Origin of the sequence: Acetobacter fabarum, assembly GCF_029069195.1 — a bacterium.
GTDB lineage: Bacteria > Pseudomonadota > Alphaproteobacteria > Acetobacterales > Acetobacteraceae > Acetobacter > Acetobacter fabarum_A.
The window spans coordinates 125,904-150,921 of record NZ_JARDYK010000001.1 but is presented as its reverse complement, the minus strand read 5'-3'; the positions used below and the strand labels follow the sequence as shown (position 1 = coordinate 150,921).

Annotated in this window: 29 protein-coding genes; 15 read left to right on the top strand and 14 right to left on the bottom strand. The window is 60.8% G+C overall.

Features of this window, described 5'->3' with window-relative positions:
• Positions 1 to 52 precede the first annotated feature (52 nt).
• The 7 genes from PY793_RS00740 to PY793_RS00710 form a co-directional block, all read right to left on the bottom strand.
• Positions 53 to 997, bottom strand: coding sequence for a bifunctional riboflavin kinase/FAD synthetase (locus PY793_RS00740; RefSeq protein WP_275176223.1), 945 nt, complete (start codon positions 995 to 997; stop codon positions 53 to 55).
• 7 nt (positions 998 to 1,004) lie between these two features.
• Entirely contained in the window at positions 1,005 to 1,715 is a 711-nt protein-coding gene (gene mtnC / locus PY793_RS00735; RefSeq protein WP_408744638.1) for an acireductone synthase, read from the bottom strand.
• A gap of 16 nt (positions 1,716 to 1,731) precedes the next feature.
• The gene (locus PY793_RS00730) at positions 1,732 to 2,277 is read right to left on the bottom strand and encodes a 1,2-dihydroxy-3-keto-5-methylthiopentene dioxygenase (protein WP_275176222.1); all 546 of its coding nucleotides are present in this window, start codon (positions 2,275 to 2,277) and stop codon (positions 1,732 to 1,734) included.
• Positions 2,274 to 2,897 (bottom strand): methylthioribulose 1-phosphate dehydratase, encoded by a 624-nt coding sequence (locus tag PY793_RS00725; RefSeq protein ID WP_275176221.1) that lies wholly within the window; start codon positions 2,895 to 2,897, stop codon positions 2,274 to 2,276. The genes PY793_RS00730 and PY793_RS00725 overlap by 4 nt, the downstream gene beginning before the upstream one ends.
• A 27-nt stretch (positions 2,898 to 2,924) precedes the next feature.
• The gene (locus tag PY793_RS00720) at positions 2,925 to 3,176 is read right to left on the bottom strand and encodes a twin-arginine translocase TatA/TatE family subunit (protein ID WP_086645262.1); all 252 of its coding nucleotides are present in this window, start codon (positions 3,174 to 3,176) and stop codon (positions 2,925 to 2,927) included.
• 126 nt (positions 3,177 to 3,302) lie between these two features.
• Positions 3,303 to 3,788 (bottom strand): CHAP domain-containing protein, encoded by a 486-nt coding sequence (locus tag PY793_RS00715; protein WP_408744637.1) that lies wholly within the window; start codon positions 3,786 to 3,788, stop codon positions 3,303 to 3,305.
• The gene (locus PY793_RS00710; RefSeq protein WP_408744636.1) at positions 3,758 to 4,420 is read right to left on the bottom strand and encodes a regulatory protein RecX; all 663 of its coding nucleotides are present in this window, start codon (positions 4,418 to 4,420) and stop codon (positions 3,758 to 3,760) included. Before PY793_RS00710 ends, PY793_RS00715 begins: the two co-directional genes overlap by 31 nt.
• A gap of 231 nt (positions 4,421 to 4,651) precedes the next feature.
• Between PY793_RS00710 and PY793_RS00705 the strand changes: the two genes are divergently transcribed.
• The 7 genes from PY793_RS00705 to PY793_RS00675 all read left to right on the top strand — a co-directional run bounded on the left by PY793_RS00705 (position 4,652) and on the right by PY793_RS00675 (position 13,170).
• Positions 4,652 to 5,866, top strand: a complete 1,215-nt coding sequence (locus PY793_RS00705; protein ID WP_275176220.1) for an aspartate aminotransferase family protein — start codon at positions 4,652 to 4,654, stop codon at positions 5,864 to 5,866.
• Positions 5,863 to 6,861: an ornithine carbamoyltransferase gene (gene argF, locus PY793_RS00700; protein WP_275176219.1), complete on the top strand. Its 999-nt coding sequence runs from the start codon at positions 5,863 to 5,865 to the stop codon at positions 6,859 to 6,861. Before PY793_RS00705 ends, argF begins: the two co-directional genes overlap by 4 nt.
• Before the next feature lie 4 nt (positions 6,862 to 6,865).
• Positions 6,866 to 7,183, top strand: coding sequence for a hypothetical protein (locus PY793_RS00695; protein WP_275176218.1), 318 nt, complete (start codon positions 6,866 to 6,868; stop codon positions 7,181 to 7,183).
• An 88-nt stretch (positions 7,184 to 7,271) separates the two neighbouring features.
• Entirely contained in the window at positions 7,272 to 8,240 is a 969-nt protein-coding gene (gene hslO, locus PY793_RS00690; protein ID WP_275176217.1) for an Hsp33 family molecular chaperone HslO, read from the top strand.
• Positions 8,241 to 8,326: 86 nt separating this feature from the next.
• Complete coding sequence (locus PY793_RS00685; protein ID WP_275176216.1) at positions 8,327 to 9,280, top strand: hypothetical protein; 954 nt, start codon at positions 8,327 to 8,329, stop codon at positions 9,278 to 9,280.
• A 105-nt stretch (positions 9,281 to 9,385) separates the two neighbouring features.
• Positions 9,386 to 11,965, top strand: coding sequence for an ATP-dependent helicase HrpB (gene hrpB / locus PY793_RS00680; RefSeq protein WP_275176215.1), 2,580 nt, complete (start codon positions 9,386 to 9,388; stop codon positions 11,963 to 11,965).
• Positions 11,966 to 12,051: 86 nt separating this feature from the next.
• A complete protein-coding gene (locus PY793_RS00675) occupies positions 12,052 to 13,170 on the top strand; it encodes a S1C family serine protease (RefSeq protein ID WP_275176214.1) in 1,119 nt (372 codons plus the stop codon).
• A gap of 43 nt (positions 13,171 to 13,213) precedes the next feature.
• On the opposite strand, the gene PY793_RS00670 is transcribed toward PY793_RS00675, so the two are convergent.
• Positions 13,214 to 14,068 carry an aldo/keto reductase gene (locus tag PY793_RS00670; protein WP_275176213.1) on the bottom strand — a complete coding sequence of 285 codons (855 nt, stop codon included), beginning with the start codon at positions 14,066 to 14,068 and terminating at the stop codon, positions 13,214 to 13,216.
• A 98-nt stretch (positions 14,069 to 14,166) separates the two neighbouring features.
• Here PY793_RS00670 and PY793_RS00665 point away from each other — a divergent pair, with 98 nt between their 5' ends.
• Positions 14,167 to 14,613 carry a DNA polymerase III subunit chi gene (locus PY793_RS00665; protein ID WP_275176212.1) on the top strand — a complete coding sequence of 149 codons (447 nt, stop codon included), beginning with the start codon at positions 14,167 to 14,169 and terminating at the stop codon, positions 14,611 to 14,613.
• A 45-nt stretch (positions 14,614 to 14,658) separates the two neighbouring features.
• On the opposite strand, the gene PY793_RS00660 is transcribed toward PY793_RS00665, so the two are convergent.
• Positions 14,659 to 16,131: a leucyl aminopeptidase gene (locus tag PY793_RS00660; RefSeq protein ID WP_275176211.1), complete on the bottom strand. Its 1,473-nt coding sequence runs from the start codon at positions 16,129 to 16,131 to the stop codon at positions 14,659 to 14,661.
• Between the two features lie 158 nt (positions 16,132 to 16,289).
• Between PY793_RS00660 and cysQ the strand changes: the two genes are divergently transcribed.
• The 4 genes from cysQ (at position 16,290) to PY793_RS00640 (ending at position 20,234) form a co-directional block, all read left to right on the top strand.
• Positions 16,290 to 17,060: a 3'(2'),5'-bisphosphate nucleotidase CysQ gene (cysQ, locus tag PY793_RS00655; RefSeq protein ID WP_275176210.1), complete on the top strand. Its 771-nt coding sequence runs from the start codon at positions 16,290 to 16,292 to the stop codon at positions 17,058 to 17,060.
• A gap of 107 nt (positions 17,061 to 17,167) precedes the next feature.
• Positions 17,168 to 18,169, top strand: a complete 1,002-nt coding sequence (locus PY793_RS00650) for an L-threonylcarbamoyladenylate synthase (protein ID WP_275176209.1) — start codon at positions 17,168 to 17,170, stop codon at positions 18,167 to 18,169.
• Entirely contained in the window at positions 18,166 to 18,732 is a 567-nt protein-coding gene (locus PY793_RS00645; protein WP_275176208.1) for a hypothetical protein, read from the top strand. Before PY793_RS00650 ends, PY793_RS00645 begins: the two co-directional genes overlap by 4 nt.
• Positions 18,733 to 18,794: 62 nt before the next feature.
• On the top strand, positions 18,795 to 20,234 hold the full coding sequence (locus PY793_RS00640; RefSeq protein ID WP_275176207.1) for an FAD-binding oxidoreductase: 1,440 nt from the start codon (positions 18,795 to 18,797) through the stop codon (positions 20,232 to 20,234).
• Between the two features lie 58 nt (positions 20,235 to 20,292).
• On the opposite strand, the gene PY793_RS00635 is transcribed toward PY793_RS00640, so the two are convergent.
• From PY793_RS00635 to PY793_RS00625, 3 genes are all read right to left on the bottom strand, one after another.
• Positions 20,293 to 20,763, bottom strand: a complete 471-nt coding sequence (locus PY793_RS00635) for a hypothetical protein (RefSeq protein ID WP_275176206.1) — start codon at positions 20,761 to 20,763, stop codon at positions 20,293 to 20,295.
• A 31-nt stretch (positions 20,764 to 20,794) separates the two neighbouring features.
• Positions 20,795 to 21,454 (bottom strand): hypothetical protein, encoded by a 660-nt coding sequence (locus PY793_RS00630; RefSeq protein WP_275176205.1) that lies wholly within the window; start codon positions 21,452 to 21,454, stop codon positions 20,795 to 20,797.
• Positions 21,455 to 21,706: 252 nt separating this feature from the next.
• Positions 21,707 to 22,285 carry a cob(I)yrinic acid a,c-diamide adenosyltransferase gene (locus PY793_RS00625; RefSeq protein ID WP_275176204.1) on the bottom strand — a complete coding sequence of 193 codons (579 nt, stop codon included), beginning with the start codon at positions 22,283 to 22,285 and terminating at the stop codon, positions 21,707 to 21,709.
• A gap of 157 nt (positions 22,286 to 22,442) precedes the next feature.
• On the opposite strand from PY793_RS00625, the gene PY793_RS00620 reads away from it, so the two are divergent.
• Together PY793_RS00620 and PY793_RS00615 are read left to right on the top strand one after the other, a co-directional pair.
• Positions 22,443 to 22,811, top strand: a complete 369-nt coding sequence (locus PY793_RS00620) for a DUF423 domain-containing protein (RefSeq protein WP_275176203.1) — start codon at positions 22,443 to 22,445, stop codon at positions 22,809 to 22,811.
• Positions 22,808 to 23,770 (top strand): SAM-dependent methyltransferase, encoded by a 963-nt coding sequence (locus tag PY793_RS00615; protein WP_275176202.1) that lies wholly within the window; start codon positions 22,808 to 22,810, stop codon positions 23,768 to 23,770. The genes PY793_RS00620 and PY793_RS00615 overlap by 4 nt, the downstream gene beginning before the upstream one ends.
• A gap of 38 nt (positions 23,771 to 23,808) precedes the next feature.
• Here PY793_RS00615 and PY793_RS00610 read toward each other — a convergent pair whose 3' ends face one another.
• Both PY793_RS00610 and PY793_RS00605 read right to left on the bottom strand, forming a co-directional pair.
• Positions 23,809 to 24,102 carry a hypothetical protein gene (locus tag PY793_RS00610; protein ID WP_275176201.1) on the bottom strand — a complete coding sequence of 98 codons (294 nt, stop codon included), beginning with the start codon at positions 24,100 to 24,102 and terminating at the stop codon, positions 23,809 to 23,811.
• Positions 24,103 to 24,105: 3 nt separating this feature from the next.
• On the bottom strand, positions 24,106 to 24,609 hold the full coding sequence (locus PY793_RS00605; protein WP_275176664.1) for a hypothetical protein: 504 nt from the start codon (positions 24,607 to 24,609) through the stop codon (positions 24,106 to 24,108).
• A 136-nt stretch (positions 24,610 to 24,745) separates the two neighbouring features.
• Here PY793_RS00605 and PY793_RS00600 point away from each other — a divergent pair, with 136 nt between their 5' ends.
• Positions 24,746 to 25,009 carry a DUF1653 domain-containing protein gene (locus PY793_RS00600; protein ID WP_275176200.1) on the top strand — a complete coding sequence of 88 codons (264 nt, stop codon included), beginning with the start codon at positions 24,746 to 24,748 and terminating at the stop codon, positions 25,007 to 25,009.
• Positions 25,010 to 25,018: the final 9 nt, after the last annotated feature.

Here is a 25,018-nt window from a genome sequence, read left to right as displayed (position 1 = left end):
AGCGCCAAACCGGGCTGCACGCCCGACATGACCCCCGACCATGCCGGTGGGCCTAACTTGGGGTGGGTTGCGCATCCAGCACCAGCCGGGCCTGCGCGGCATCCTGCGCAATCTGGGCTTTAAGGGCGTCCAGCCCATCAAAACGTTTTTCCTCACGCAGCAGGGCATGGAGCGAGACCGAGAGTTCCTGCCCATACAGGTCGCCCTCAAACTCAAACAGATGTGCTTCCAGCCTGCTTTCCTGCCCGTCATTTATGGTCGGGCGGCGGCCAATGTTGGCCACACCACGGTGTGTGCGCCCATCGGGCAGGCGGATTGTGACCGCATACACACCCCGTGCGGGCTCAAGGTGGCGGCCAAGCGGGATATTGGCGGTAGGAAAGCCCAGCAATCTGCCGCGCTTGTCCCCGTGCTGGACAACACCGCGGATGCACCACAGCCGCCCCAGCTCGCCCGCGGCTTCCTCCGGGTAGCCATCCTGCAACAGGCGGCGGATACGGGTGGAGGAAAAAGGCCCCCCCTGATCGGCCAGCGCCTGCACTGCGGTAAAACCCATACCCAGCTGGTGGGTACGTTCGGCCAGAAACGCGACATCCCCCCCCCGACGGTGCCCGAAGGCAAAGTCCGGACCGCAGCCAACATGGCGCAGGTGCAGAGCATTGTGCAGCACATCTTCCACAAACTGTTCCGCACTCAGTTCGGAAAAAACCTTGTCAAACCCGATCTGGAACACATGGCGCACACCCAGTGCACGCAGCGCGGCGAGCCGCTCGGTGCTCAGGGTCAGCCGGAATGGCGGGTCCTGCGGGCGGAAGAGTTCGCGCGGATGCGGCTCAAAGGTTACAACGGCAGGCGGCAGGTCTGGTCGCGCGGCAAAAACGGACCGGAGCAGGTGGGCATGCCCAAGATGCACACCATCAAAATTACCCAGCGCCGCAGCACAGCCATGGGCTTCTGCGGGAATATTCCGCCAGTTGGTGTGCAGGCTGATTGTCATCGACCCATTACGCTCCCTCGGGCAGACCAAACAGGCTGGCGGCCTGACGCAGGGAGGCCGCAACGCGGTGACGAACACCGGGAACCGTTTTATCCTCGGGCCGGGCAATCTGGCAGACCTGCAACCCGGCCTGTTCGGCGGCTTCCAGCTCGGCCACTACATCGGACAGGAACAGCACATCGGCCGAAGCCCAGCCAGCCTTGCGCACAATGGCGCTATAGCTTGCGCTCTCTCTCTTCCCCCCCATTCCCAGGTCAAAGAAGGCACTGAACAGGGGCGTGACGTCCCCCTGCCCGGTGTAGCCGTAAATCAGCTTCTGCGCAGCCTGAGAGCCGGAGGAATACACAGCAAGCGTCAGCCCTGCCGCTTTCCATGCCCTCAGGGCTGGCACAACATCGGGGTAGAGGTCGGCCACCAGTTCGCCCTCACGGTAGCCCTGCTCCCAGCATAGCCCCTGCAGGCTTTTAAGGGGGGCTACCTTGGCGTCCGCATCCATCCAGCGTTCAAGCTGTGCGGCAGCGGGCACACCGGGGGCCAGTTCCGCCGTCTGGGCCAGCGCCTGTGCCACCACGGGGTTATCGTGCTGTGCAAGCAGCGCAGGCAGATGTTTGCGCGCGTAAGGGAAGAGGACTTTATGCACAAACGCCACAGGCAGGGTGGTGCCTTCAATATCCAGCAGCACCACGCGCGGCGTGGTCAAGCCTGTATTCTGCATCATGATCCTGAACTCTTGCCTAGCTGGGAAAGGAGGGAAACTGACGGGCAATATCAGCACCCGTGTACTGGGCCACCCAGCCTTCCTTATGGGTAAAGATGCGCAGGGTCACCATATCGGGCTGCGGGCCTGCATCAAACCAGTGTCTATACCCTTCCGGCACGGAAATCAGGTCTCCCTGCGTGCATTCCACATCATACACCCGATCCTTGATATGCATGATGAAATGCCCGCCCCCATGCACAAAAAACCGTACCTCGTCCTCGCTATGCGTATGTTCGGACAGGAACCTGCTGCGCAGGGCATCCTTGTTGGGGGTCTGGGCGTTCACACGCAGTACATCGGCCGAGCCTGCCCCGGTTTCCCCCATCAGCCTGTCCAGCCAGGGGCGGTAGGTTGCCAGCACGGTGGCTTCGTCCGCATCCTTTGGCGGGGGCTGTACGGCGTCCCAACGTTCAAAACGGATGCCAAACGGGGCAAGAGCCGCAGCAATTTCCACTCCATCCTGCGTCTGCAACAGGGGCACTCCGGGGCGGGTATCCTCAAATACACTCAGGCTGCTCATGTCCCCAGCTTCCTTCTTTCCAGAACACAGGCGAGCAGGAATTCCAGCCCTTCCAGCCGGGCAAGAGCTGCGGCCATGTTCCTGCCCCACACATACACACCATGACCACGAATAATGTAGCCTGCGGGCATATCGGCAAAAAACGGCTCTACTTCACGCGCCAGACGGGCAATATCCTGATCATTGGCAAAAAGCGGTATGCGCACCGCCGCGTCATGCGTGTCCTGCCCTTCAAACACTTTCTGAACCTCGTACCCTTCCACAACAAGGGCTGCGGAAGGTTCAGTCATGGACAGAACGGTGGACGCAACGGAATGGCCATGCAGCACGGCCCCCATATCCGGCAGCAGACGGTAAACCTGACAGTGCAGAAGTGTTTCCGCACTCGGTTTGCGATCTGGCTGATGGGGCTGACCAGCCAGGTCCACGGTAATCACATCATTGCGGGTTAAAAAACCCTTGTGACAGCCAGAGCGTGTCATGGCGATGCGCCCGTCCGGCAGCCTGCAACTGATGTTGCCTGCCGTGGCAGGAACCCAGCCGCGCGCATCCAGCCGCTGCCCCGCATGCACAATATCCTGCGCGCCGCGGACAAAATCCGTGGTGGCGTCATCCGTCATGATAGTGCTGACCTTCCTCGGCGTTGGTTAGTGCTGGGTGGTCTTGTCTGCTGGCGCAGCGGTACGCTCGGCCGCAGCCGCAGGAGGGGGCGCAATATGGCCGGAGCCCGCGCGGGGGGGCGCATCGTCCATCGGCTCGTCATCCGCCATGTGCTTTTTGAAGGATTTTATGCCCTTGGCCATATCCCCCATGATAGTGCTGATCTTGCCACCACCACCAAACAACACCAGCACGACCACCAGAACAATAAGCCAGTGCCAGATGCTCAAGCTGCCCATTCCACTCTTCCTTAACCTTATGGCGCGCATGTGCGGCCAGTCTGCTTGCCGTAATTGATCTTGTACATGAGGGCGAACACGCCGTGATGCAAGTTTTTCCTTTTTAACCCTGCGTCAACGGCCTGTTCAGCTATTTCCGGGGGCATATGGTTCTATAAATCCGTAAGTTGGGTAAACCGTCTTGCCATAGGCATGCGTAGGGGACCACCACACGCGCACGCGCGTCCAGTCATTGCGGGGGGAGACATCCTGCACGGGGGCGTGACGCGTGACTTCTCCCGGCTCCCAGTTGGCGTGATCCACCAGCACCAGACGGCTGCTCCGCACTTCCCTGACCACCGAAACATGACCCGAAGGCAACCTGCGGGTAGAGCGGAACACCAGCACATCCCCCTCTCTGGGGCGGGAGGCGCGTGCGTACTGCCCCCGCGCCTCCCACCACCATGTTGCGGCATCCCCGCGCAGGTTGATGTCCGAATGTTCCCGCGCATAAGGCGCACACTGCACGGACCCATGCCAGTTACCGCCCCCCGCACAGGCGGCCAGCAGCGGCAGCAGGGCAAGGCATGACCAGCCCGCCTTCACGACTCGGCCCTCAGGCGGTCCATCCACTCATCCGCTTCCTCGCCCTGCATTTCCAGCACACGCTGGGTCACATCCCGCGCAAAGCCTGCCCTTGCAAGCACACCCAGCGCCCTGTACCGCCGGGCCATGCCGCTGGCCTCATCCTCCTCTCCCGTAACGGGTTCGGTGGCAAAGGGGCCAAGCCTGCGTTTGCGGGCCAGCACCAGTGCGGCACAGAGCTCCCGCTCGGTTGCGCTCAGGGTGCCTACGGCCATATCCAGCGCGTCATCCCGCACCTGCGGCGCCACACCTTTTGCTGCCAGATGCGCCTGTACTGCGCGGGTGGAGCGCCCCGACCGCACGAGCCTGCGCACGCGCGAGCGGGCAAACACCGCATCGTCCACAGCGCCAAGACGCACCATATCGTCCACCACCGCTGTAACTATGGGGTGCAGCCCGGCAGCGTGTTCTGCAACACTCTCCGCGCAGTCCCCTGCTTTTTGGGCTTTTTGCGCCCAGCGGGCAACGCGGCGCAGCAGCATCTGCTCCAACCCCTGCCGGGTAGTGCCAAAACGCGCCAGATGCGCCAGAGCAGCTTCCCGCAGGGTGGAGCGCTGCGGCGGCGGGCAGGTAAAAGAAGAGGGCACGGTATTGTCCATTACGGAAGATAGTATGCCCATGTTGCGCTTTTGCGCCACTGCGTGCTCGCGCTTAAATTGCCACACTGCAGATTTGATATGCAAAGTATTCAATACAGAAGTTTGACACCTACAACATGAACACTGCATTATGGCGCCATGCGCAATGGGCCGCCCGCTCCACCCTTGTACGGTAGCGGGCGTTTTCTGTTTTGTGCTGTCCCAGATTCCCTCATTCAGGTTTGATAACCACCAACGTAAAGACCAGATTCCATGATTCCTCCCCTGATGCCGACCTATAAGCGTGCCGACCTCGCCTTTGAGCGGGGCGAAGGCTCCTGGCTGTATGCATCGGACGGGCGACGATTCCTGGACTTTGCAGCAGGCATTGCCACCTGCTCCATTGGTCATGCGCACCCGCATCTGGTGGAAACCATAAGCCAGCAGGTCGGCCGGGTTATGCATGTCTCCAACCTGTTCCGCATTCCGCAGGCTGAAAAACTGGCTGAACGGCTTGTGGCCAACACATTTGCCGATAGTGTGTTCTTCTGCAATTCCGGTGCGGAAGCCAACGAAGGTATGGTCAAGATGGCCCGCCGCGCCCAGATGCTGGCAGGCCACCCCGAGCGGACCCAGATCATCTGCATGGATGGCGCATTCCATGGCCGTACACTCGCCATGCTCTCCGCCACCGGCAATCCGAAATATCTGGAAGGGTTTGGCACACCGGTCGCTGACTTTGTGCATGTCCCCTTTAATGACCTCGAGGCCGTAAAGGCTGCCATAACCCCGCACACCGCAGCGGTTATGCTGGAACCCATTCAGGGGGAAAGCGGCATCAGGCGCGCCAGCGTGGAATATCTGCGCGCCCTGCGCGCCCTGTGCGACCAGACAGGCGTGCTGCTTGCCCTTGATGAAGTACAAAGTGGCGTTGGCCGCACCGGTCGCCTGTTTGCCCACCAGTGGGCAGGCATTACGCCTGATGTCATGAGCACAGCCAAAGGGCTCGGCGGAGGCTTCCCCATCGGGGCCATTCTAGCGACCGAAACTGTGGCGAAATCCATGACCGCGGGCACACACGGCACCACCTTTGGTGGCAACCCGCTGGCCTGTGCCGCTGCCAACGCCGTGCTGGACGTACTGCTCGTCCCCGGATTTTTGGATCAGGTCTGTGCCCGCGCGGCCCTGCTGGACGAGCTGCTGGACAGTCTGGTGGCCGATGCGCCGGATGTGTTTGAACAGCGTCGTGGCCTTGGCCTGCTGATTGGCCTGCGCTGTGTTCCTGCGGTGGGCGATGTGCAGGCCGCAGCCCAGAATACAGGGCTTCTGTGCGTCACGGCGGGAGATAACGTCCTGCGCCTTGTGCCGCCCCTGACCGTAACGGAAGAAGACTGCCACAAAGCCGTAGCCATGCTGGTGCAGGCCGTAACAATGCTGCGCACCCATCCTGATAACAAAAACAAGACAGTTCTGGAGACAACCCCATGAGTGCGGCTCTTTCCACCTCTTCCATAACGCCGGTGCAGACGGGGCTCCGCCATTTTCTCGACCTCAGGGACCTGGACGGCGCAACCCTGCGCCAGATTCTGGATGTTGCCAGCAGCATGAAGCGGATGCAGCAGAACCGCCGCTTCCCGCTCCATCCCCGCCAGCCTCTGGCGGGGCGGCAACTGGGACTTATCCTTTCCAAACCCTCCACGCGCACACGTGTCTCCTTTGAAGTTGGCATACGCCAGCTTGGGGGGGATGCCGTTGTTCTCAGCCCGCAGGACATGCAGATCGGACGCGGGGAAACGCTGGCAGATACAGCCCGTGTGCTCTCCCGCTTTGTGGACGCCATTGTCCTGCGGACAGGCAACACCACAAACCTGCACGAACTGGCACGCTGGAGCACAAGCCCGGTCATTAACGGGCTGACCCCGCACTCCCACCCTGTGCAGATTCTGGCCGATATCATGACGTTTGAGGAACATCGTGGCCCCGTACGCGGCCGCACGTTTGCCTGGACGGGAGATGGCAACAACGTTCTGGTCTCCCTGATTGAAGGGGCCGTGCTCTTTGGGTTCAAACTCCGGGCGGCAACACCTGCCAGAATGAAGCCTCCACAGGCCGTGCTGGACTGGGCACAGCATGAAGGCGGTAATGTGGAATGGATGGAAGACCCTCGCGCTGCGGTGGAAAAAGCTGACTGCATTGTAACGGACACATGGATCAGCATGTCCGACTCGCACGAGGAGGCTGCCTCACGCATGGCGCGGCTTGAACCTTACCGCGTGGATGCAAAATTGATGGCTCTGGCCGCCCCCGATGCCCTGTTCATGCACTGCCTGCCTGCCCATATTGGGGAGGAAGTTACGCAGGACGTGTTTGAAGGCCCTCATTCCGTGGTGTTTGACGAGGCCGAAAACCGCCTGCACGCCCAGAAGGGCATTCTGGCATGGACAATGGGAGGAGCTAACTGGACCTCCTTTGGCAAGGAATAAACAGATGAGCGATACGGAAAAGCCCGTAACACCCACAACAACGGAAGAAACACCCTCCGTTCCCGGCTGGGTTGAGCCAGCACTCGACGCCATTCTGGCCACCCTTCCCTTTGCCGCGAACAGACTGGCGCCTTTTCGCGCATCGTATCTGGACTGTCTGGCCGGATGTGGACGCACAGGGGATCTGGACATGGAGCACGATTCCTGCCGCAAGGGGTTCCTGCGTGCCCTGACCGACACGCTGGGTCTGACGCCAGATGCCACCCGCACGCTTGAACAGCAGCTTGAAAAACTTGAACTGGATATTTCCGCTCAGGTCTGAGCCCGGCAAGCCTCCTCTTCCCGCAGACCCCACCTCGCGGGAAGGGGGCATGACCTTGATGTTATTTTTGGCAGGATAGAACGTTTTTATGGAAAAACCGGCTTTTCTCGACCGTGATCGCCCCGATGTGCCCGGTCTGGTGGTTCCGGGCGGTGTAACGCCTTTCTATCTGGCAGGCCGTCCGGTCCGTGGGCGGCTGATCCGCCTTGGCGTGCTGGCCGATGCCATGCTGACCCGCCATGATAACCCCGATCAGGTTACGGCCCTTGCAGGCAAGGCGCTGGCTCTTGTGGCCGCACTGGCTTCTGCGCTCAAGTTTCAGGGATCATTCTCCCTCCAGATCAAGGGCGATGGCCCGGTTTCCATGCTGGTGGCGGACTGCACGCATGACGGTGCCCTGCGCTTTTATGCCCGCTCGGATGAAGAAGCACTAAACACCCTGCTGGCCCGGAACCCCACCCCCACGGACAGGGACCTGCTGGGGAATGGCTACCTTGCCCTGACGGTTGATCAGGGGGCGGACATGGAGCGCCATCAGGGTATTGTGGAAATTGCAGGCAATGACCTGTCCGCCATGGCCACGCATTACTTTGCCACCAGCGAGCAGCACGCGTGCTGGATCATGCTGGCCTGCATAATGACAGATGCGGGCTGGCGCTCTGGCGCGCTCGTGCTCGAACGCATTGCGGGTACCGGTGGTACGGCCGAAGCAGGGCTGAACACACCCGACGGCGTACCCCACGACAACACCGCATGGGAGACAGCCACCATTCTGGCAGCCACACTCAGCGTGGGCGAACTGCTCGATGACACCCTGCCCGCCCCCCAGCTTTTGCACCGCCTGTTCCACGAGGAAGGTCTGCATGTCAGCCAGTCCCGCGCTCTAGCCTTTGGCTGCCGCTGCTCGCGCGCACGGCTGGTGGAAGTACTCCAGCACTTTCCCGAAGATGATCTGGACCACATGTGCGTGAACAATGACACCATCGTTATGACATGCGAATTCTGTAACAAGGATTTTCATTTTCCACGCAGGGACATCGCCTCCGCTACAAGCTGAGCGCCTTGCCCGTAACACACGGTTGACGCAGCCCTGCGCCGGAGCCTGCGTTGGATTATTACAGTCGGCTGTTAAAAAGGTTGTGCATGATGCTGTTCCCCCGTATGCGCCTTTCCCATCTGGTTGCCGCTTTTATTCTGCCAGCAGCACTGGCCGGATGTGCGGATCAGCCCCAGCCAACCCGGTTTGCACCGTTAAGCTACGACTATCTGGGTCAGATGCACCTGAATGTGGCCACACTGGATGTGGTGGACAATTCCGTAACCAACCCCGAACCGGGGGATATTGGCTACAGATCCCCATCCCCGCCAGATCGCACATTACGGCAGATGGCAGCAGACCGGCTGATAGCAACGGGTAATGCAACAGCCACCAGCACCGCCCATTTTGTTATTGACCGTGCATTTATCCTGCATCAGCCCGGCGGCACGCTGGATGGACAGATGGATATTCATCTGGACATCCTCAACCCCGAAGGCAGGCGCGTGGCTACCGCCTCCGCACAGGCGACCCAGACCCTCCACCCCGATCCTTCGCAGAATGTGGAGAGCCCGGCAAACCTGTACCAGATTACAAAAGACATGATGCAGACCATCAATGTCGAATTCGAGTACCAGATCCGCCATTCCCTGAACAAATGGCTGGTGGATGCGGGGGGCACCCCCATGAACAACGCCATCCAGACCCAGTCCCTGAGCGGTGCGCCCGATGCCACAGCCCCTGCGACCCCTTCCCCTGCCCCTCCCTCCCCTGTATCGGGTGCAACGTCCGACACCAGAAGCCTGACCGAGCTGCCGTCTGCGGGGACCTCTCCGGCAAATGTTGGTGTGGACACCGCCAGTACGGAGGCTTCCTCCAGCCCGACACCCCTGCCCACCAAGCCAACGCCCACACAGGCGCCGGTACAGGCCGCAGCACCGCAGGAGAGTGAACCCAGCGCCATCTTCCCCGCAGGGGGGGAAGATACTTCGGCTCAGGCCAAGACCCTGTCCCCCAAAGCGGGTTTTTTAACCCTGCCCGCCAATATGAAAACACGCTAACTCCGGCTCCACCGGCATCTGGCCTGCCCCCATGCGCCACAGAGGTCATGGGGGATGTGGGCAACCGTGCAGCCAGCCCGCCAGAGCAACATAAAAGGCGGCCCGATGCCCCAGACCTTTTTTTCCGACCCTGACGACATTGCAAACGGACTGCCGGTTAAGGAGATTCTCCCCCAGCTCCGCGCAGTTCTGGCTGTGGAGCCAACAGCCCTGCGCCCCGCCAGCGCCATTGTAGTAGCCCCTCCAGGAGCGGGCAAAACCACGTCCATCCCCCCCGTACTGGCCGCCAGCGCATGGCGGGGCGAGAGCGGGCGGATTATCATGCTCGAACCCCGCAGGCTGGCCGCACGCGCGGCCGCCCAGCGCATTGCCAGCCTTATGGGGGAGGATGCAGGCGGGTTTGTGGGCTACCGTACCCGCATAGACAGCGCCGTTTCTGCCCGTACCCGTATTGAGGTGCTGACCGAAGGACTGTTCCTGCGCCGCCTGCTGGGCGACCCCATGCTGGAGGATGTGGCCTGCGTTATTTTAGACGAAGTGCATGAACGTTCTCTGGAGGCCGATCTCGCCCTTGCCTTCTGCGTGGATCTGCAACGCACCTTGCGGCCTGATCTGCGGCTTGTAGCCATGTCCGCCACAGCCGAAACCGAACGGCTGGCCAGCCTGATGAACGCTCCCGTGCTTACCAGTGAAGGTCGCATGTTCGCGCTGGAGGTCCATCATGCAAAAAAAGACATTCCAACCCTGCGCGATATTGCCCCCACCACTGCTGCGGGCATACGGCAGGCACTGGCGGAAACCACGGGGGATATTCTGGCCTTTTTACCCGGCACGGGGGAAATCCGGCGCACCGCCCAGTTACTGGACGGCATAAGCGCCACAGTCCTGCCCCTGCATGGGGAGCTGCACCCGGCAGAACAGGCCCGTGTGCTGCGCCCCGCCGATAACGGAGAACGCCGCGTCATTCTGGCCACGTCCATTGCGGAAACATCGCTTACCGTACCGGGTGTGCGTGTGGTGGTGGATTGCGGTTACCGCCGCGCGCCACGGTTTGATGCAGGAGCGGGGCTTTCCCGTCTGGAGACGCTCCGCATTTCCAGAGCTGCGGCACGCCAGCGGGCCGGTCGTGCGGGGCGCGAAGCACCGGGTACGGCCTATTGCCTGTGGAGCGCCAGCACACAGCGCGCCATGCCCCAGCATGACCGGCCAGAAATTCTGGAAGCCGATCTGGCTGATTATGTTCTGGCCACAGCCCTGTGGGCTGATACGGTCGGCACAAGCGAACCGTTACCCCTGCCCGACCAGCCCCCCGGCAACGCGGTTGCCGCGGCGCGGGAACTGCTGGAGCATCTGGGCGCGCTGGATCAGGCGGGGCATATTACCCCCTCTGGCAAACGCATGGCCCAGCTTGGCACGCACCCACGCCTTGCCGCCATGCTTCTGGCTGCCCGCACGGCGGAGGAAGCCGCCATGGCAGCCGACCTTGCAGCCCTGCTGGAAGAGCGTGATCCCCTACGCCCACGCCACACAGCGCACGGCAGGCCCGCCATAACACCGCCAGCCGATATCGGGCTGAGACTGGACCTGATTGCAGGCGAAGACCACCCCGACGCAGACCGCGCCGCCCTGAGCCGCATAAGGCTGGCGGCAAAACGCTTCCGCTCCCGGCTGAATGTCCCCCAGCACCTGCCCGCACAGGGGAACCCCGCTGCCCTGCTGGCCGCCGGGTTCCCCGACCGGATTGCCCTTTGTCGGGGCGAGCCGGGCAGCTACCGACTGGCCAATGGCAGCAATGCGCGCCTCCGGCGTGATGATGGATTAAGCCCCCACCGTCTGCTCGCCGTAGCCGGGCTGCACCTGCGCACCGCAGCCGAAATACGGCTGGCGGCACCGCTGGACCTGAACGACCTGCCCCCCACCCTGCTGGCCCGTACGCAAGAACAGGTTGAAACCACGCTCGACCCCGTATCTGGCAATATTCTGGCCCGCAGACGCACACGCATTGGCTGCCTTGTGCTCAAGGACCGGACCGAAAAAGTAAAACCGGAGGAAGCCGCGGCCCTTCTGCTGGTCCATGTGCGCGACAACATGGAAACCGCCCTGAACTGGGCAGAAACCGTCAAGCAGTTGCAGGCGCGTGTTGCTCTGGCCCGGGCCGTGCACATCACGCCTGAAGCCATAGACAGCGGGCAGAAGGAAGAACCAGTCTGGCCCGATTTTTCATCTTCTGCTCTGGCGCAAAACGTAGCGGACTGGCTGGCCCCCTATATGGAGGGCCGCAACTCCGTTGCCGCCATGAAGGAACTGGATGTACACACCCTGCTGCGCAACCTGCTGACATACGCCCAGTACCAGTGGCTGGAACGGGAACTGCCAACCCATCTGCCTTTTCCTGGAGGGCGGGCAGAAGTGGATTACACACAGCCCGTACCCGTGGCCTCGGCCCGTGCACAGGTTTTTTATGGCACGGAACAAACGCCCCTTCTGGCAGGCGGGCGCGTGCCGCTGCGGCTGGCTCTGCTTTCCCCCGCCGGGCGGCCACAGGCCATTACGGCGGACCTTGGAGGATTCTGGCAAGGAGGATGGGCGGATATGCGCCGGGACATGCGTGGTCGTTACCCCCGCCACGACTGGCCTGAAAACCCGGCTCTTGCCCCGGCAAAACCGCGCCCGCGCCCAAGCTGAGGCAAAAACCCGCCGACAGCATGGTTGCGCAAGTGCGCCAAACATGGCCTAAAGTTCATATGCTTGGCTCCAAGGCACCGCACCGTATGAACAGACTGTTGCAAGGCCTGCCCTGTGTGGCCGTGGTCTATCTGTGCTGCACACCGCTCCTGATTACCGGAGAAGCGTTGGCTGGCACGCTGCCATCTTTTGCGCCCGCCACACCCCTTGTCACCTCTGGCCCGGTCAGCTTTGCCCCTCTTGTGCGCAAGGTGGTGCCCGCCGTGGTCAATATTGCCGTCACACGGGACGATTTTGCCGCAGGCAGCCATCATAAACTGCCATCCTCCGTCCGGGGCACTCCACTGGAACGGCGTTACCGCGAGCGCATGCGCCACCACGGGGATGAACTGCTGGAAGCGGGGTCCGGCTTTTTAATCGACCCCAGCGGTTTTATTGTGACCAACGGTCATGTGGTGGAAGATGCGGATACCATTACCGTATCGCTCGTCAGCGGTAAGGAATTTACCGCAACACTGGTGGGCATGGACCCGCTGACGGATATTGCCGTTATCAAGATCACCAGCCCCGAAGCCCTGCCCTATGTGGAATGGGGAGATAGCCGACAGGTACAGGTAGGGGACTGGATTATGGCGGCAGGCAACCCGTTTGGTCTGGGCTCATCCGTAACTGCTGGCATCGTCTCCGCCCGTGGGCGCGACATAGGGAGCAGCCCGTTTGATGACTTTTTGCAGCTTGATGCGCCCATAAACCCCGGCAACTCCGGCGGCCCGACCTTTAACCTTGCAGGGCAGGTTGTTGCACTCAACACCGCCATTGTTTCCCCCACCGGGGGGTCGGTTGGGCTCGGATTTTCCATTCCGTCCGAAATTGTCATTCCCATAGTGGAGACCCTGCGCCAGACCGGGCACATAGACCGCGGCTGGCTGGGTGCGACACTGGATGATGTTCTGACCCATAACGGCACCAAGGTTACCGAGGTGGACCGCAACAGCCCCGCAGCCCATGGCGGGCTGCGCAAGGGCGATATCATTACCATGCTCAACGGGGAGCATGTAGATACCGCCCGCGCCATGATCCGCGCCATTGCCGCCGCCAGACCGGGGAGCGAGGCCGCCTTGGCCATTCTGCGCAACACCCGCCCGCAAACGCTGACCATACATGTCGGCCTGCGCCCTTTGTCAGAGGATGGCGGGTTCCACTAGTTCCCGCAATCGCGGCAGCACAACGCACGACCGGGCATGGCCATCAGATCATGGCCAGAGGCTCCTTGCTTGCTGGAGGAGCAAACGCGCCGTCCAGTTCCATCAGGTCCTGTGGCCCCAGCTCCAGTTCCGCCGCCGCTCTATTGAGCCGCATATGCGCAGGACTGCCAGCCTTGGGAATGGCGAGTACATTCCGCTGGCGCAGCACCCACGCCAACGCCACCTGAGCAGGTGTTGCCGCACCGAGTGATGTGGCATGCCGCGCCACCACCCGCGCCAGTGCAGGATGCGCCAGCAACGCCCCTCCCTGCCCTATGGGGGAATAGGCCATGGTCACAACCCTGCGCTGCATATCCGCCTGCAACAGATCATACTCCACGCCCCGGTGCTCCAGACTGTACAGCACCTGATTGGCCACGCATTCCTCTGGCCGGGTGCAGCGTTCAAGGTCTCGCATATCATCGGTATCAAAATTGGAAACACCCCAATAGCGGATCAGCCCTTCGCGCTGGAGGGTGCGGAATGCCTCCACAGTTTCGGCCAGTGGCACGCTGCCGCGCCAGTGCAGGAGGTACAGGTCCAGCCTGTCCGTGCCCAAATGCCTGAGCGAACGGCGGCAGCTTTGCGCAACCCCTTTGGCAGAGGCATTGGTGGGCAGTACCTTGCTGACCAGAAAAACCTGCTCACGCAACGGGGCTATGGCTTCACCCACCAGTGTTTCCGACCGGCCATTACCATACATTTCCGCCGTATCCACGACCTGCATGCCCTGTTCCACCCCGTAACGCAGGCTTGCTATTTCCTCCTCCCTGCGGGCAGGGCTGTCCCCCATATTCCATGTTCCAGCCCCCAGTGCGGGCAGGGTTGTACCATCTGGCAGGGTTATGGTTTGGATCATGACCGGTTTCTCCTTGTATCCTCAGGCTATCAGGCAGCATAAAACAGGGCGGGACCGTGCTCTGTTCCGCCCCACAGCAAGACTGTTATAGTGGATATATGACCCAGATCGGCTTTTACCACCTGACCCGCACCAACCTGACAGAAACCTTGCCCATGCTGCTGACCCGCACGCTGGACAGTGGACAAAAAGCGGTTGTGTGGTGCACGGACAAACCCGCGCTGGATGAACTGGACAAAACGCTCTGGCAGATTGCCACCCCGCGGTGGCTGCCCCATGGCAGTGCGGGCATAGCCTGCCCCGACTTGCAACCCATATGGCTCAGCACTGGAGATGACTGCCCGAACGAAGCGCGTTTTCTGTTTTTAACGCAAAACCGGCACTGTGCGGACCCAACCCGCTTTGAGCGGATATTCGACCTGTTTGACGGGCATGACGAAAGTGCCGTGACTGCCGCCCGAGCACGCTGGAGCCAGGCTCACAAGGCCGGGCATGATCTGGCATACTGGCGGCAGGAAGAAAAAGGCTGGAAGCGCGTACGCTAAAAACCCGCCTGCCCGTATAACAGGGCAGGCGGAAGCAGAAGATGCTCAGCCCTGCTCGAACCCATCCCGCACAAAGCGGTCAAGCAGACGAACACCAAAGCCCGTTGCCCCTTTGGGCTGGCCGTTTTTGGCCTTGCTGGCCCACGCCACCCCGGCAATATCCAGATGCGCCCATGGGGTTTCACCCACAAAGCGCTTGAGGAACTGTGCTGCGGTAATGGAACCGCCAGCCCTGCCACCGCTAATGTTCTGCATATCCGCAATATCGGACTTCAGCAGGGCATCATATTCCTTGCCCAAGGGCATGCGCCACAGCTTTTCGCCGGTAAAGGCGCCAGCATCGGCCAGACCTGCGGCCAGATCATCATCATTGGAGAACAGGCCCGCGTATTCGTGGCCAAGGCCTACAATGATCGCCCCGGTCAGGGTTGCAAGGTCCACCATCAGGCGGGGGGCAAACCGGTCACGCGCGTACCATAGCACATCGGCCAGAACCAGACGGCCCTCGGCATCGGTATTGAGTACCTCAATTGTCTGGCCAGATGCGCTGCGCACCACATCCCCCGGACGCTGGGCCGTACCGGAGACCATGTTTTCCACCAGCCCCACAACACCCACGGCATTAACCGGAGCCTTCCGCAGCGCAAGCGAAGCCATAAGCCCGGTTACCGTTGCGGCACCGGCCATATCCCACTTCATGTCTTCCATGCCTGCGGCGGGTTTGATGGAAATACCCCCCGAGTCAAAGGTTACGCCCTTGCCAATAAAGGCTACGGGGGCATCCCCTTCCTTGCCGCCATTCCAGCGCATGACCACTGTACGCGGCGCGTTAGCACTCCCCTGCGCCACGCCCAGCAGGGCGCCAAAGCCCAGTTCGGTCATGGCGGCAACGTCAAGCACCTCTACCTCCAGCCCATGCGCACGCAAGGTTGTGGCGCGCTCGGCAAACTCGACCGGATTGAGCACATTGGCGGGTTCGCTCACCAGGTCACGTGTCAGCACAACGCCGCGGGCAACAGCCTGAAGGGACGGCCAGAGTTCCTCCGCAGCCCCCACATGCGCGCCCAGCACGGACAGTTCAGCCAGTACGTGCTTTTTGTCGTCCTCTTTTCTGGTCTGGTACAGGTCAAAATGGTAGGCACCCAGCACGGCACCCAGAGCCACATGCGCTGCCAGCGCGCCAGAGAGATCTCCCACGGCTACACCTGCTTCTGGCGCACGCCCCAGCAGGGAGGCTGCAAGCCCTCCTGCCTTTTCCGCCGTCCATGCGTCCACATCGTCAGCCTTGCCTATGCCGACCAGCACAATGCGTTCAAAACTGTCCGAAGGCGCCAGCACAACGCAGCTTGTGCCATCCTTGCCTTTAAACCCCTCGGCCCTGGCCGCGCGGCTCAGAGCACCCTGCGTTGCCGTATCAAACGTCTGAAAAACTGTTGTGCGGATATCCCCCTCGGGTACCAGAATGGCCAGCGCACCTGTCGTGGACACTCCCTGAGCGCAAAATGAAATCTGTAGCATGATTTGACCGATCTCCCTGAAAACCACATCTTTTCTGCCTAAGTCTCCCACCCTGTCTTGGCAATAGCCAGAGCCGCTCCACTCCCGATTGCACGATAAACACCGACACCACACCACAGGGCATGACGGCGGCCCCAAGCTGGCGTATGCTAGGGCCTATGAGCACCTTTGCAGATACAGACCTGCTGGCCCTTGCCGCCAGACTGGCCAACGAAGCCGCCGAAATCATCCGCACCATTCGCGCGCGGGGTTTTGAGACCGTGACCAAAACCGACTCCTCCCCCGTAACGGAGGCGGACCACGCGGCGGAAGCCCATATTCTGCGCGGGTTGCGTGCGGCCACACCCGATATTCCCGTGATTGCGGAAGAAGAAGTTGCCGCAGGCCTGCAAGCCTATGCCACCCCGGCCTACTGGCTGGTGGACCCGCTGGATGGCACGCGTGAATTTGCCGCCGGGCGGGATGATTTTACTGTCAATATCGGCCTTGTCCGCAATGGCCATGCCGCGCTGGGGGCCATGGCCCTGCCTGCCTACCACCAGCTTTACACGGGGGGTGTGGGTCTGGGCGCGCACCGGCTGGACAAAAACGGACTACAGGCCATTCATGTCCGCACAGCACCTGCTGAGGGTCTGAGCGTTCTGGCATCCCGCCACCATGCGGATGATACCCGTCTGGCCGAATACCTGAATGGCAAAAAAATTGCGCATCTGGGCAATATCGGGTCAGCCGTAAAATTCGCCCGCGTGGCGGAAGGGCTGGTCGATCTGTACCCCCGCCTTGGCCCCACCATGGAGTGGGACACAGCCGCCCCGCAGGCCATTGTGGAGGCCGCAGGTGGCCAGATTACGCTGCTGGATGGTTCGCCCCTTGTTTATGGCAAAACAGGCTGGAAAAACCCTCCCTTTGTCTGCACCGGAACGCTATAAACAGGGCAGGCCAACCGTAGCCTCTTTACGGAGGGTTCTCCTGTTGCCAAAACATTGCAGCCTCACTGATCGGTCTACGGATTGCGCCCTGTTGCCATGAGAACACCATGACCAGACGTCTGGATGCCACCCCAAACGGCATTGCCACTGCTGCCAGTATTCTGCGCGCTGGCGGCCTTGTGGCCTTTGGCACGGAAACGGTTTACGGCCTTGGGGCGGATGCCAGCCAGCCACAGGCTGTGGCCCGGATTTTTGAAGCCAAAAACCGCCCGCATTTTAACCCGTTGATCAGCCATTTTGCCAACGCACAGGCTGCGTTCGCGCAGGTGGTATCCAACCCTGTGGCGCACAGGCTGGCGCGGGTGTTCTGGCCGGGGTCACTCACGCTTATTCTACCCCGCGCGCCAGGGGCAAGTATCAGCGATCTGGCAGCCGATGGCCTTTCCAGCCTTGCAGTGCGCGTACCCGCCAATGCCACGGCCCTTGCACTGCTGGAACTGGTGGACCGCCCCATAGCCGCTCCTTCGGCCAACCGTTCAGGCCGCATCAGCCCCGTGGATGCGGCCCATGTCCTGGAAGAACTGGACGGCCGGATAGATGCCGTACTGGACAGTGGCCCCTGCACCGTAGGGGTGGAAAGTACCGTGGTGGACCTGACAGACCCGCATACCCCCACCCTGCTGCGCCCCGGTGGCATAACTCTGGAAGAACTTGTGGCTATCTGTCCGCACATAAGCCTGCCACAAACCACGAATGACGTGGCGCCACATTCCCCCGGCCGCATGATCTCGCATTATGCGCCCCATCTGCCCGTGCGGCTGAATGCCTTGCAGGCCCAGCGCGATGAGGCCCTGCTGGCGTTTGGTGCAACCCGCCCCACCCCTGCTCCGCTGGTATGGAACCTGAGTGCCACAGGAAATCTGGAAGAAGCCGCGGCAAGGCTGTTTACCGGCCTGCGTACTCTGGACCACGAGGGGCAGACCCTTGGGTTGCGCCGCATTGCGGTACAACCCATACCCCAGCATGGTCTGGGCCGTGCCATACAGGACCGCCTGAACCGCGCTGCCGCCCCCCGCCCGCAGGACGGAACAGAAGACATGACACCATGACCGAGATTGATCCCAAGGAACTCAAAATTCTGTCGGACATTCTGGCACTGGTGCTTGAAGACCACCCCGGCCAGTCAGACACGGCCTTGCAGGCCCTACGCAACCGGGCACGCAAGAACAGCACAACTGGTGGTGCGCTTAAAAACCTGTTCCAGACCATTGCGGTCAACCCGTCCAAGGCCAAAAGTGCCACCCGCCAGACTGGGACGCGGGCATCTGCCAGCAAACCCAAAACCACTGACATGCCGGACCAGTACCGTGTGCAACTGCGGGAAATGGCCGACAGCATTACCCGGCTGGACCGCAACCTGCGCATTGCCCACTCCCAGAACGAAACGCTCAAATCCGAACTCTATCTGACCCAGAAATCCCGCGCGGAACTCCAGACCCATCTGGCAACGCTCCAGGCTGCCAAACGCGCCCAGAAGCCACTGACCATTGCCATTGGTCTTCTTGTTGGCATGCTGGTGGGGGTTGCGGGATCGCAGGCTATGCATACCTTACGGCCTGCTGCGCCACCTCCGGCCCATGCCATAGCTGATAATACCCATTATCTTTACTAACAGGTCACCTGACCGCACGTTCAATTCTGCCTTTTTGTGATTTTGCAGGGAAAACCAGAGCCATGCCACAAACCTCCCTCCCTCCGTCCTTACAGGACGCGCTGGTGCAACTTCTTGGCTCTTCGGGTGTTCTGACCAACCCGGCGGATACAGAGCCGTTCTGTGTGGACTGGCGCGCCCTCTACCACGGCCACTGTGCCGCAGTGCTGCGCCCGGCCAATACCGCAGAATGTGCAAAAGCTGTAGCCCTGTGCCACGCACACAATGTGCCCATGGTGCCACAGGGGGGCAACACCAGCATGGTAGGCGGAGCCACCCCGGATTCGAGCGGGCATGCCGTTGTAATTTCCACCACCCGCATGAATCAGATTCACAATATCGACCACGCCGACCTGACCATGACCGTGGATGCAGGGGTAACCCTTAAAGCCGCACAGGACGCGGCAAGTGCGCAGGGGTTATTGCTCCCGCTTTCCATCTCCTCCGAAGGGTCGGCGGATATTGGTGGAATTCTGGCTACCAATGCTGGCGGCAACAACACGGTGCGCTACGGCAATGCGCGCGAGCTGGCTCTGGGGCTGCAGGCCGTGCTGCCTGACGGCAATGTGCTGAACCTGATGCGCAAACTCCGCAAGGACAACACAGGGTATGCACTGCGCCAGCTTCTGGTTGGTTCGGAAGGAACACTGGGCATTATTACGCAGGCCGTCATCCAGCTCCAGCCCGCCCCACGCTCGCGCGAGACGGCACTCTGCGCGGTTGAAAGCCCACAGGGTGCGCTCAACCTGTTTGCCGCCTTCCGCAGGCAGGACCCCTCCGCCATTCATGCGTTTGAGTTCATGTCCGGCACATCCATGGCGCTGGTCAATGACCTGATTGATGGTGCCACCCTGCCGCTGGATACCCCGGCACCGGCTTATGTGCTGGTGGAACTGGCCAGCCCCCGCGCCGATGACAGCCTGCGCAGCCTGATGGAAGATATTCTGGGGAATGCTCTGGAAGATGGTCTGGTAACAGACGCCGTTCTGGCCGAAAGCGAAAGCCAGCGCCAGAGCCTGTGGATGATCCGCGAAGAGCATGCAGAGGCGCAAAAGCGCGCGGGCGCATCTGTCAAGAACGATGTCTCCGTACCTCTGGCGGCCATACCGGAGTTCATCACCACCGCCACCAAAGCCTGCGAAGCCCTTATTCCGGGTATTCGTGTCGCGCCCTTTGGCCATATTGGCGATGGCAACATCCACTTTAATCTGGTGCAGCCCGAAGGCGCAGACCCGGCAGCATTTCTGGCGCAGGACCACGCCATGATGGATACGGTAGCCGAAATCGTACGTAAACTGGGGGGGTCTTTTTCGGCCGAACATGGGGTCGGCCAGCTTAAAACCTACATGATGCCATCCTGGCGTGGAGGTGCAGAACTGCACACCATGCGTCGGATCAAAGCCGCTCTGGACCCGCAGGGCCTTATGAACCCCGGCAAGGTTTTACCCCCCACCCAAGCATAACCCGGAACCGGAGGCCTGGTCGCCCGAGCCTTCGGCCCATTTCAGCACGATAAGGGCTTTATTGCCCCTTCCGTGAAGAAAAAGACAGTGTTGGGTACCAAAAGCACAGTATTTGTAAAATAAAAGCGGGCAGAACAATCAGGCCGGGGTCAAACCCTACCATGATCATGGCAAGACCCGTGAGTATAGGCGCCACAGCCCGCTCGACTCTGGCCCCTTGCGGCGTATTGCAGGCCAGAACGGAGCATACGCCCCCAACACCCAGCGCCATGGCAGCCATAACCGCATAAAGCGGGTGGCTTGTAGCCTGCGGCGGCAGGCCATCATGCACGCTGGAAAGGGAGGACAGGTCAGACGACCAGCCTGCCAGCCCGAACAGAAAGCTGAATGGCAGCACAAGCACACCAAACACATCGCGCAGCAGGCCAACAAACCCCATAACAATAGGGGGCAGCACAATACATGCCACCCCCAGAGCCACGTCCAGAACCAGAAGGGCCAGAATGGATGTGGCCGTATTGTTTTTCATACCGGGTAACCCCTTGACGCAAGGTCAGGGATTAATCCTTCCACCATTTGACGGGTTGGGGTTCTTCTACATTCACTTCAGCTTCAGCCTGTTCAGGCTCCTTACGGGGGCGGCCCCGCGGCTTGGCGTCCAGCTGTCGACGCAGGGCGGCTATCTCGGCCTCCCGCTCTTCTATCTGGCGGCGACCGGCACGAATTTCGCGCCCGGCAAGAGCCAGCTCGGCGTCCCGCTCGGCCAGTTTGTTCTTCTGTTCGGCAATCAGGGCATCAGCATGGCCGATGCGTGTTGTCAGCCCACGCTGGGTGGCCTGCATGTCCGCAAGCTGACGGTCACTTTCTTCCGCCCGCAGCTTTTCTTCCGCCAACTGACGACGCAGACGGGAAAGTTCGCTGTTGTCTTCTTCATTAAAATGCACGGCGCGGGAAGCGCCCGCAATCCGTGGTGCGGCAACCGTGCGCGGCGTTGTGCGCGCAAGGGAATGTTTTTCCACCTGCACCTCACCATCACGCACAAAGCGGCGGCGCTTGTTATTGGCATTTTCGGCGGCAGGACGGGGTTGCGGGGCAGTGGAGGAGCGGGGTCGGGCGGAATGTCCAATACGTTCAAGCGCAGTGCGCATGGACGCTTCTTCAAGCCCTTCCTCATGATCCCTGTCCACTACGGAGGCGGAGAGAAAAGATGATGTATTCATGAATTCGGATGTCACGTTTCAGATATTTTATGAACTGTATTAAAAGCTGCCAGAAAACCAATTGTGTTTTTATGCGCCCGGGCAGAACAGATGCAAAGCATCTATGGCCATGGCCGGACGGGATAATAAAAACAGAGATATGGCCGCAGCACCGGCAGCAGGGTATTTTACACATTGCCACACGGACAACGCCTGCTGGGGTTCTCCATAACATACCCCCCTTTTTTTTCCAAGAGGTTGTACAGCAAACCGCTATTTTTCGCCTTTTGGCGGAGATTGCCACACAACATCCGTCTGTCCGTCATGATTGAAGTGGCGGGCCAGCACAAAAAAGTAATCGGACAATCTGTTCAGTATTTTCAGCAGAACCGGGTTAACCTTTTCTACCCGCGCCAGAGCCACCATGCGGCGTTCGGCCCTGCGTATCTGTGTACGGGCCATGTGCGCCATGGCCGCTGGCACAGAGCCACCGGGCAACACAAACCCGTTGAGGGGGGACTGGCGGCCTCTTAGCTCCTCTATCCTGCACTCAAGCGCCAGCAGGGCGGCCTCTTCCACACGATGGGCGCGTTCGGCCATGGGGCCATCTTCAGGCAGGCAGACATCCGCTCCCATATCAAACAATAGATTCTGCACCGCTGTCAGTTGCCCGGCAACGCTGCCATCCGCAGGAATGTGAGCCTGCACCAGACCGACCATGGCATTGATCTCATCCAGTGCACCCAGGACTTCTATACGGACTTCATCCTTGGCAACGCGCGACCCGTCACCCAGCGATGTCTGCCCGCCATCTCCGCCACGGGTTACAATTCTATCAATCCGTATGCTCATACCCCATGCTCCTGACGCTGACTTTGTTCCCGACTCGTATCAATGCGCACCACCTTATCCGGCATTGCAAAGACTAAAAGAAGGAAGAGCCCATGCTGCACTATTCCCGTTTGCCACAGACACGCCTATACAGCCCCTTATGTTGACCGGACCTTTCATGACACGTCTATGGCGGATCTGTGGCGCGCTTCTTGTTGCCACAGGAACTATTATGGGCGCTTTGACCGCGCACCTGCCCGATGCATATTTTGCCGAGGGCGGGCGGGTCATGGCACGCAGCGCCATGGATATGCAGATGTGGCAGGGTATTGCCCTGCTGGTTCTGGGGCTTGGGCTGGCCGAACGCACCAACCGTATCTTCATTGCGGGAGGGAGCGGTGTGCTGGTGGGCACGTTCCTGTTCTGCGCCGGTGTGTACAACACAGCCTTTACCGGCCACCACGGCAGCCATATTGCCCCTGTTGGCGGCAGTATTCTCATTCTTTCATGGCTGGTGCTGGCCGCAGGCTGGGTCCGCCGTCCATGAGTACCTCCATACAGGGCGCATGGCTGGCAGCAGACGGGCTTAAACACGTTTTGCAAGAAGACCTGCTGCTCCGTGGTGTGGAGGTTGTGGAATGGCATGGCATGCTGGCCCTTTCCACCCACAAGGCGCTCTATTCCCCCTGGGCTCTGGATATATGGACAGCCCCGCAACGCGCCAGCATTACCTCCATCCGCAATGCGGCAGACACGCTCCGCGCCATCCAGCGCAACTGGAGCCTGTATGCGGCAGACAACTTCCGTCGCTCCGGGCTGATTGTACAAAAACTGCCCCCGGTCAAAGCGGCCCCTCTTGTTTTCCCCACCCCCGCACCCACCAGCCCGCTTGGGGCATGGACCTTGCTGGACACCTCTACCCTGCTGTTCTCGGCCGCAAAAACCAGCCCGTTTGTAAATGGCGCACCGGAGTTTGTGGAAAACCGGACAGATCCCCCCTCCCGCGCCTACCTTAAACTCTGGGAAGCCTGCACCCGGCTGGGACGCTGGCCCACTGCGGACGAACGGTGTTATGATCTGGGCGCCACACCGGGTGGATGGACATGGGCACTGGCAAGTCTTGGCGCACAGGTTACCGCGTTTGACCGTGCCCCCCTTGCGCCATCGGTTGAGGCCATGCCGGGCGTGAGCTTCCAGCAGGCCAGCGCATTTGGGCTGGACCCAAAGCAACTCCCCGCCACGGACTGGGTTTTTTCCGATATTATTGCCTACCCCCAGCGTCTGCTGCGCCTGACCCGTGCATGGATTGATGCGGGACAGACCAAAAACATTGTGCTGACAGTCAAGTTTCAGGGCGAAACAGACCACGAAACCGTAGCCGCCTTTGAGGCCATACCCGGCGGGGCACTCGCCCATCTGGCGCATAACAAACACGAGCTGACATTCTTCTGGTCACAGGAGGCAGCCGACAAAGGCGTATCCCCCCTCTCCACCACCGTACCCTGATCATCCGGAAGCGGGGTGAGCCGTAACGCTGCCTGCTTCTAGCGGCAGGCCCGCCTGCGGCGCAGCAGGCGTTCAGCGCCATGTACCAGAAGCACAGCCAATACAAAACACAGCACAATCATCACAACCGCGACCGTCTTCTGGGCCTGTGCCTGACCGTTGGAAGCCAGAAACCGCAGAATGTCACCCCCTGCATGTCCGCCGGTCATGGCGTCAAACCGGGGCAGAACACCCAGTACCCAGCGCAGCAGAAAAACCAGAAGGGCCGTAAGCCCAATCGTGGCTCCTGTTTTGATCACGGTCAGCCTGATGCTGCCTTCATCTTGCGCCATAGGTTAGAGGCGGTCTGCGGGCTGCTGGCCCATATGCGCCTGATGCTCCTCCACCGAAGCCTTCAGCCCCGGCACGTCCTGCGCCACCAGCGTATCCACATAGGTGTTGTTCTTCCACACCCAGCGGTCCGAACCATCAACCAGAATATCACGCAGGCCCCCATGCGTTGTGGGCAGCAGCTCAATAGGCCCGCTTACGGAATCCAGCACCTTGGTCCATGCTCCGTTGCGTTTGACATACACATCAGTCGAACATCCGGCAGACCCACACAGGCTGGCCGCCTGCACCTGCACAAACAGCGCCATATGCGCACCATTGGCGGACAGGGGAGCGGAGCCCACAAGTACAAGCGGTTTGTCATTATGCCGTGCAGCGGCGGCAAGATCTTCCGCGTTCAGCACACGCGCCGCGCTATCCAGCGCACTGCCGCGCTGGTCGGTCAGGGCTACGGGGGTGGTTTTGCCGTGGGTAAATGCCCCTTGCCGGGCAGGCTTTGCGCCCAGCACCTGTGCTGCGCCAAAAACACCGCACGGCAGGGCAGACAACCCTGCCAACACACAATACAACCCTACACGATGCCTCAAGCGCATATTCCTTGTTTTACCAGACCAGAATAGTCCCTTTGTGGAGTAGAGCCCAAGCATGCCCGAGCAGACAAGCCAAAATACCACGCCAGAACAGCACCCGCACCCAAAGCCCGGCCTCTACCGCCATTATAAGGGAGGACTGTACACGCTGCTATGCGTAGGTCGCCACAGCGAGACGGAGGAATGGCTGGTCACTTACCGGTGCGATTCACAGGGAACCTACTGGGTGCGCCCACTGGACATGTGGCTCCAGACGGTACGAGGCGCACCGCGCTTTGCATTTATCGGAGATGAGCCGCAACAAACCCGTGGCGCATAAGGGTACCCC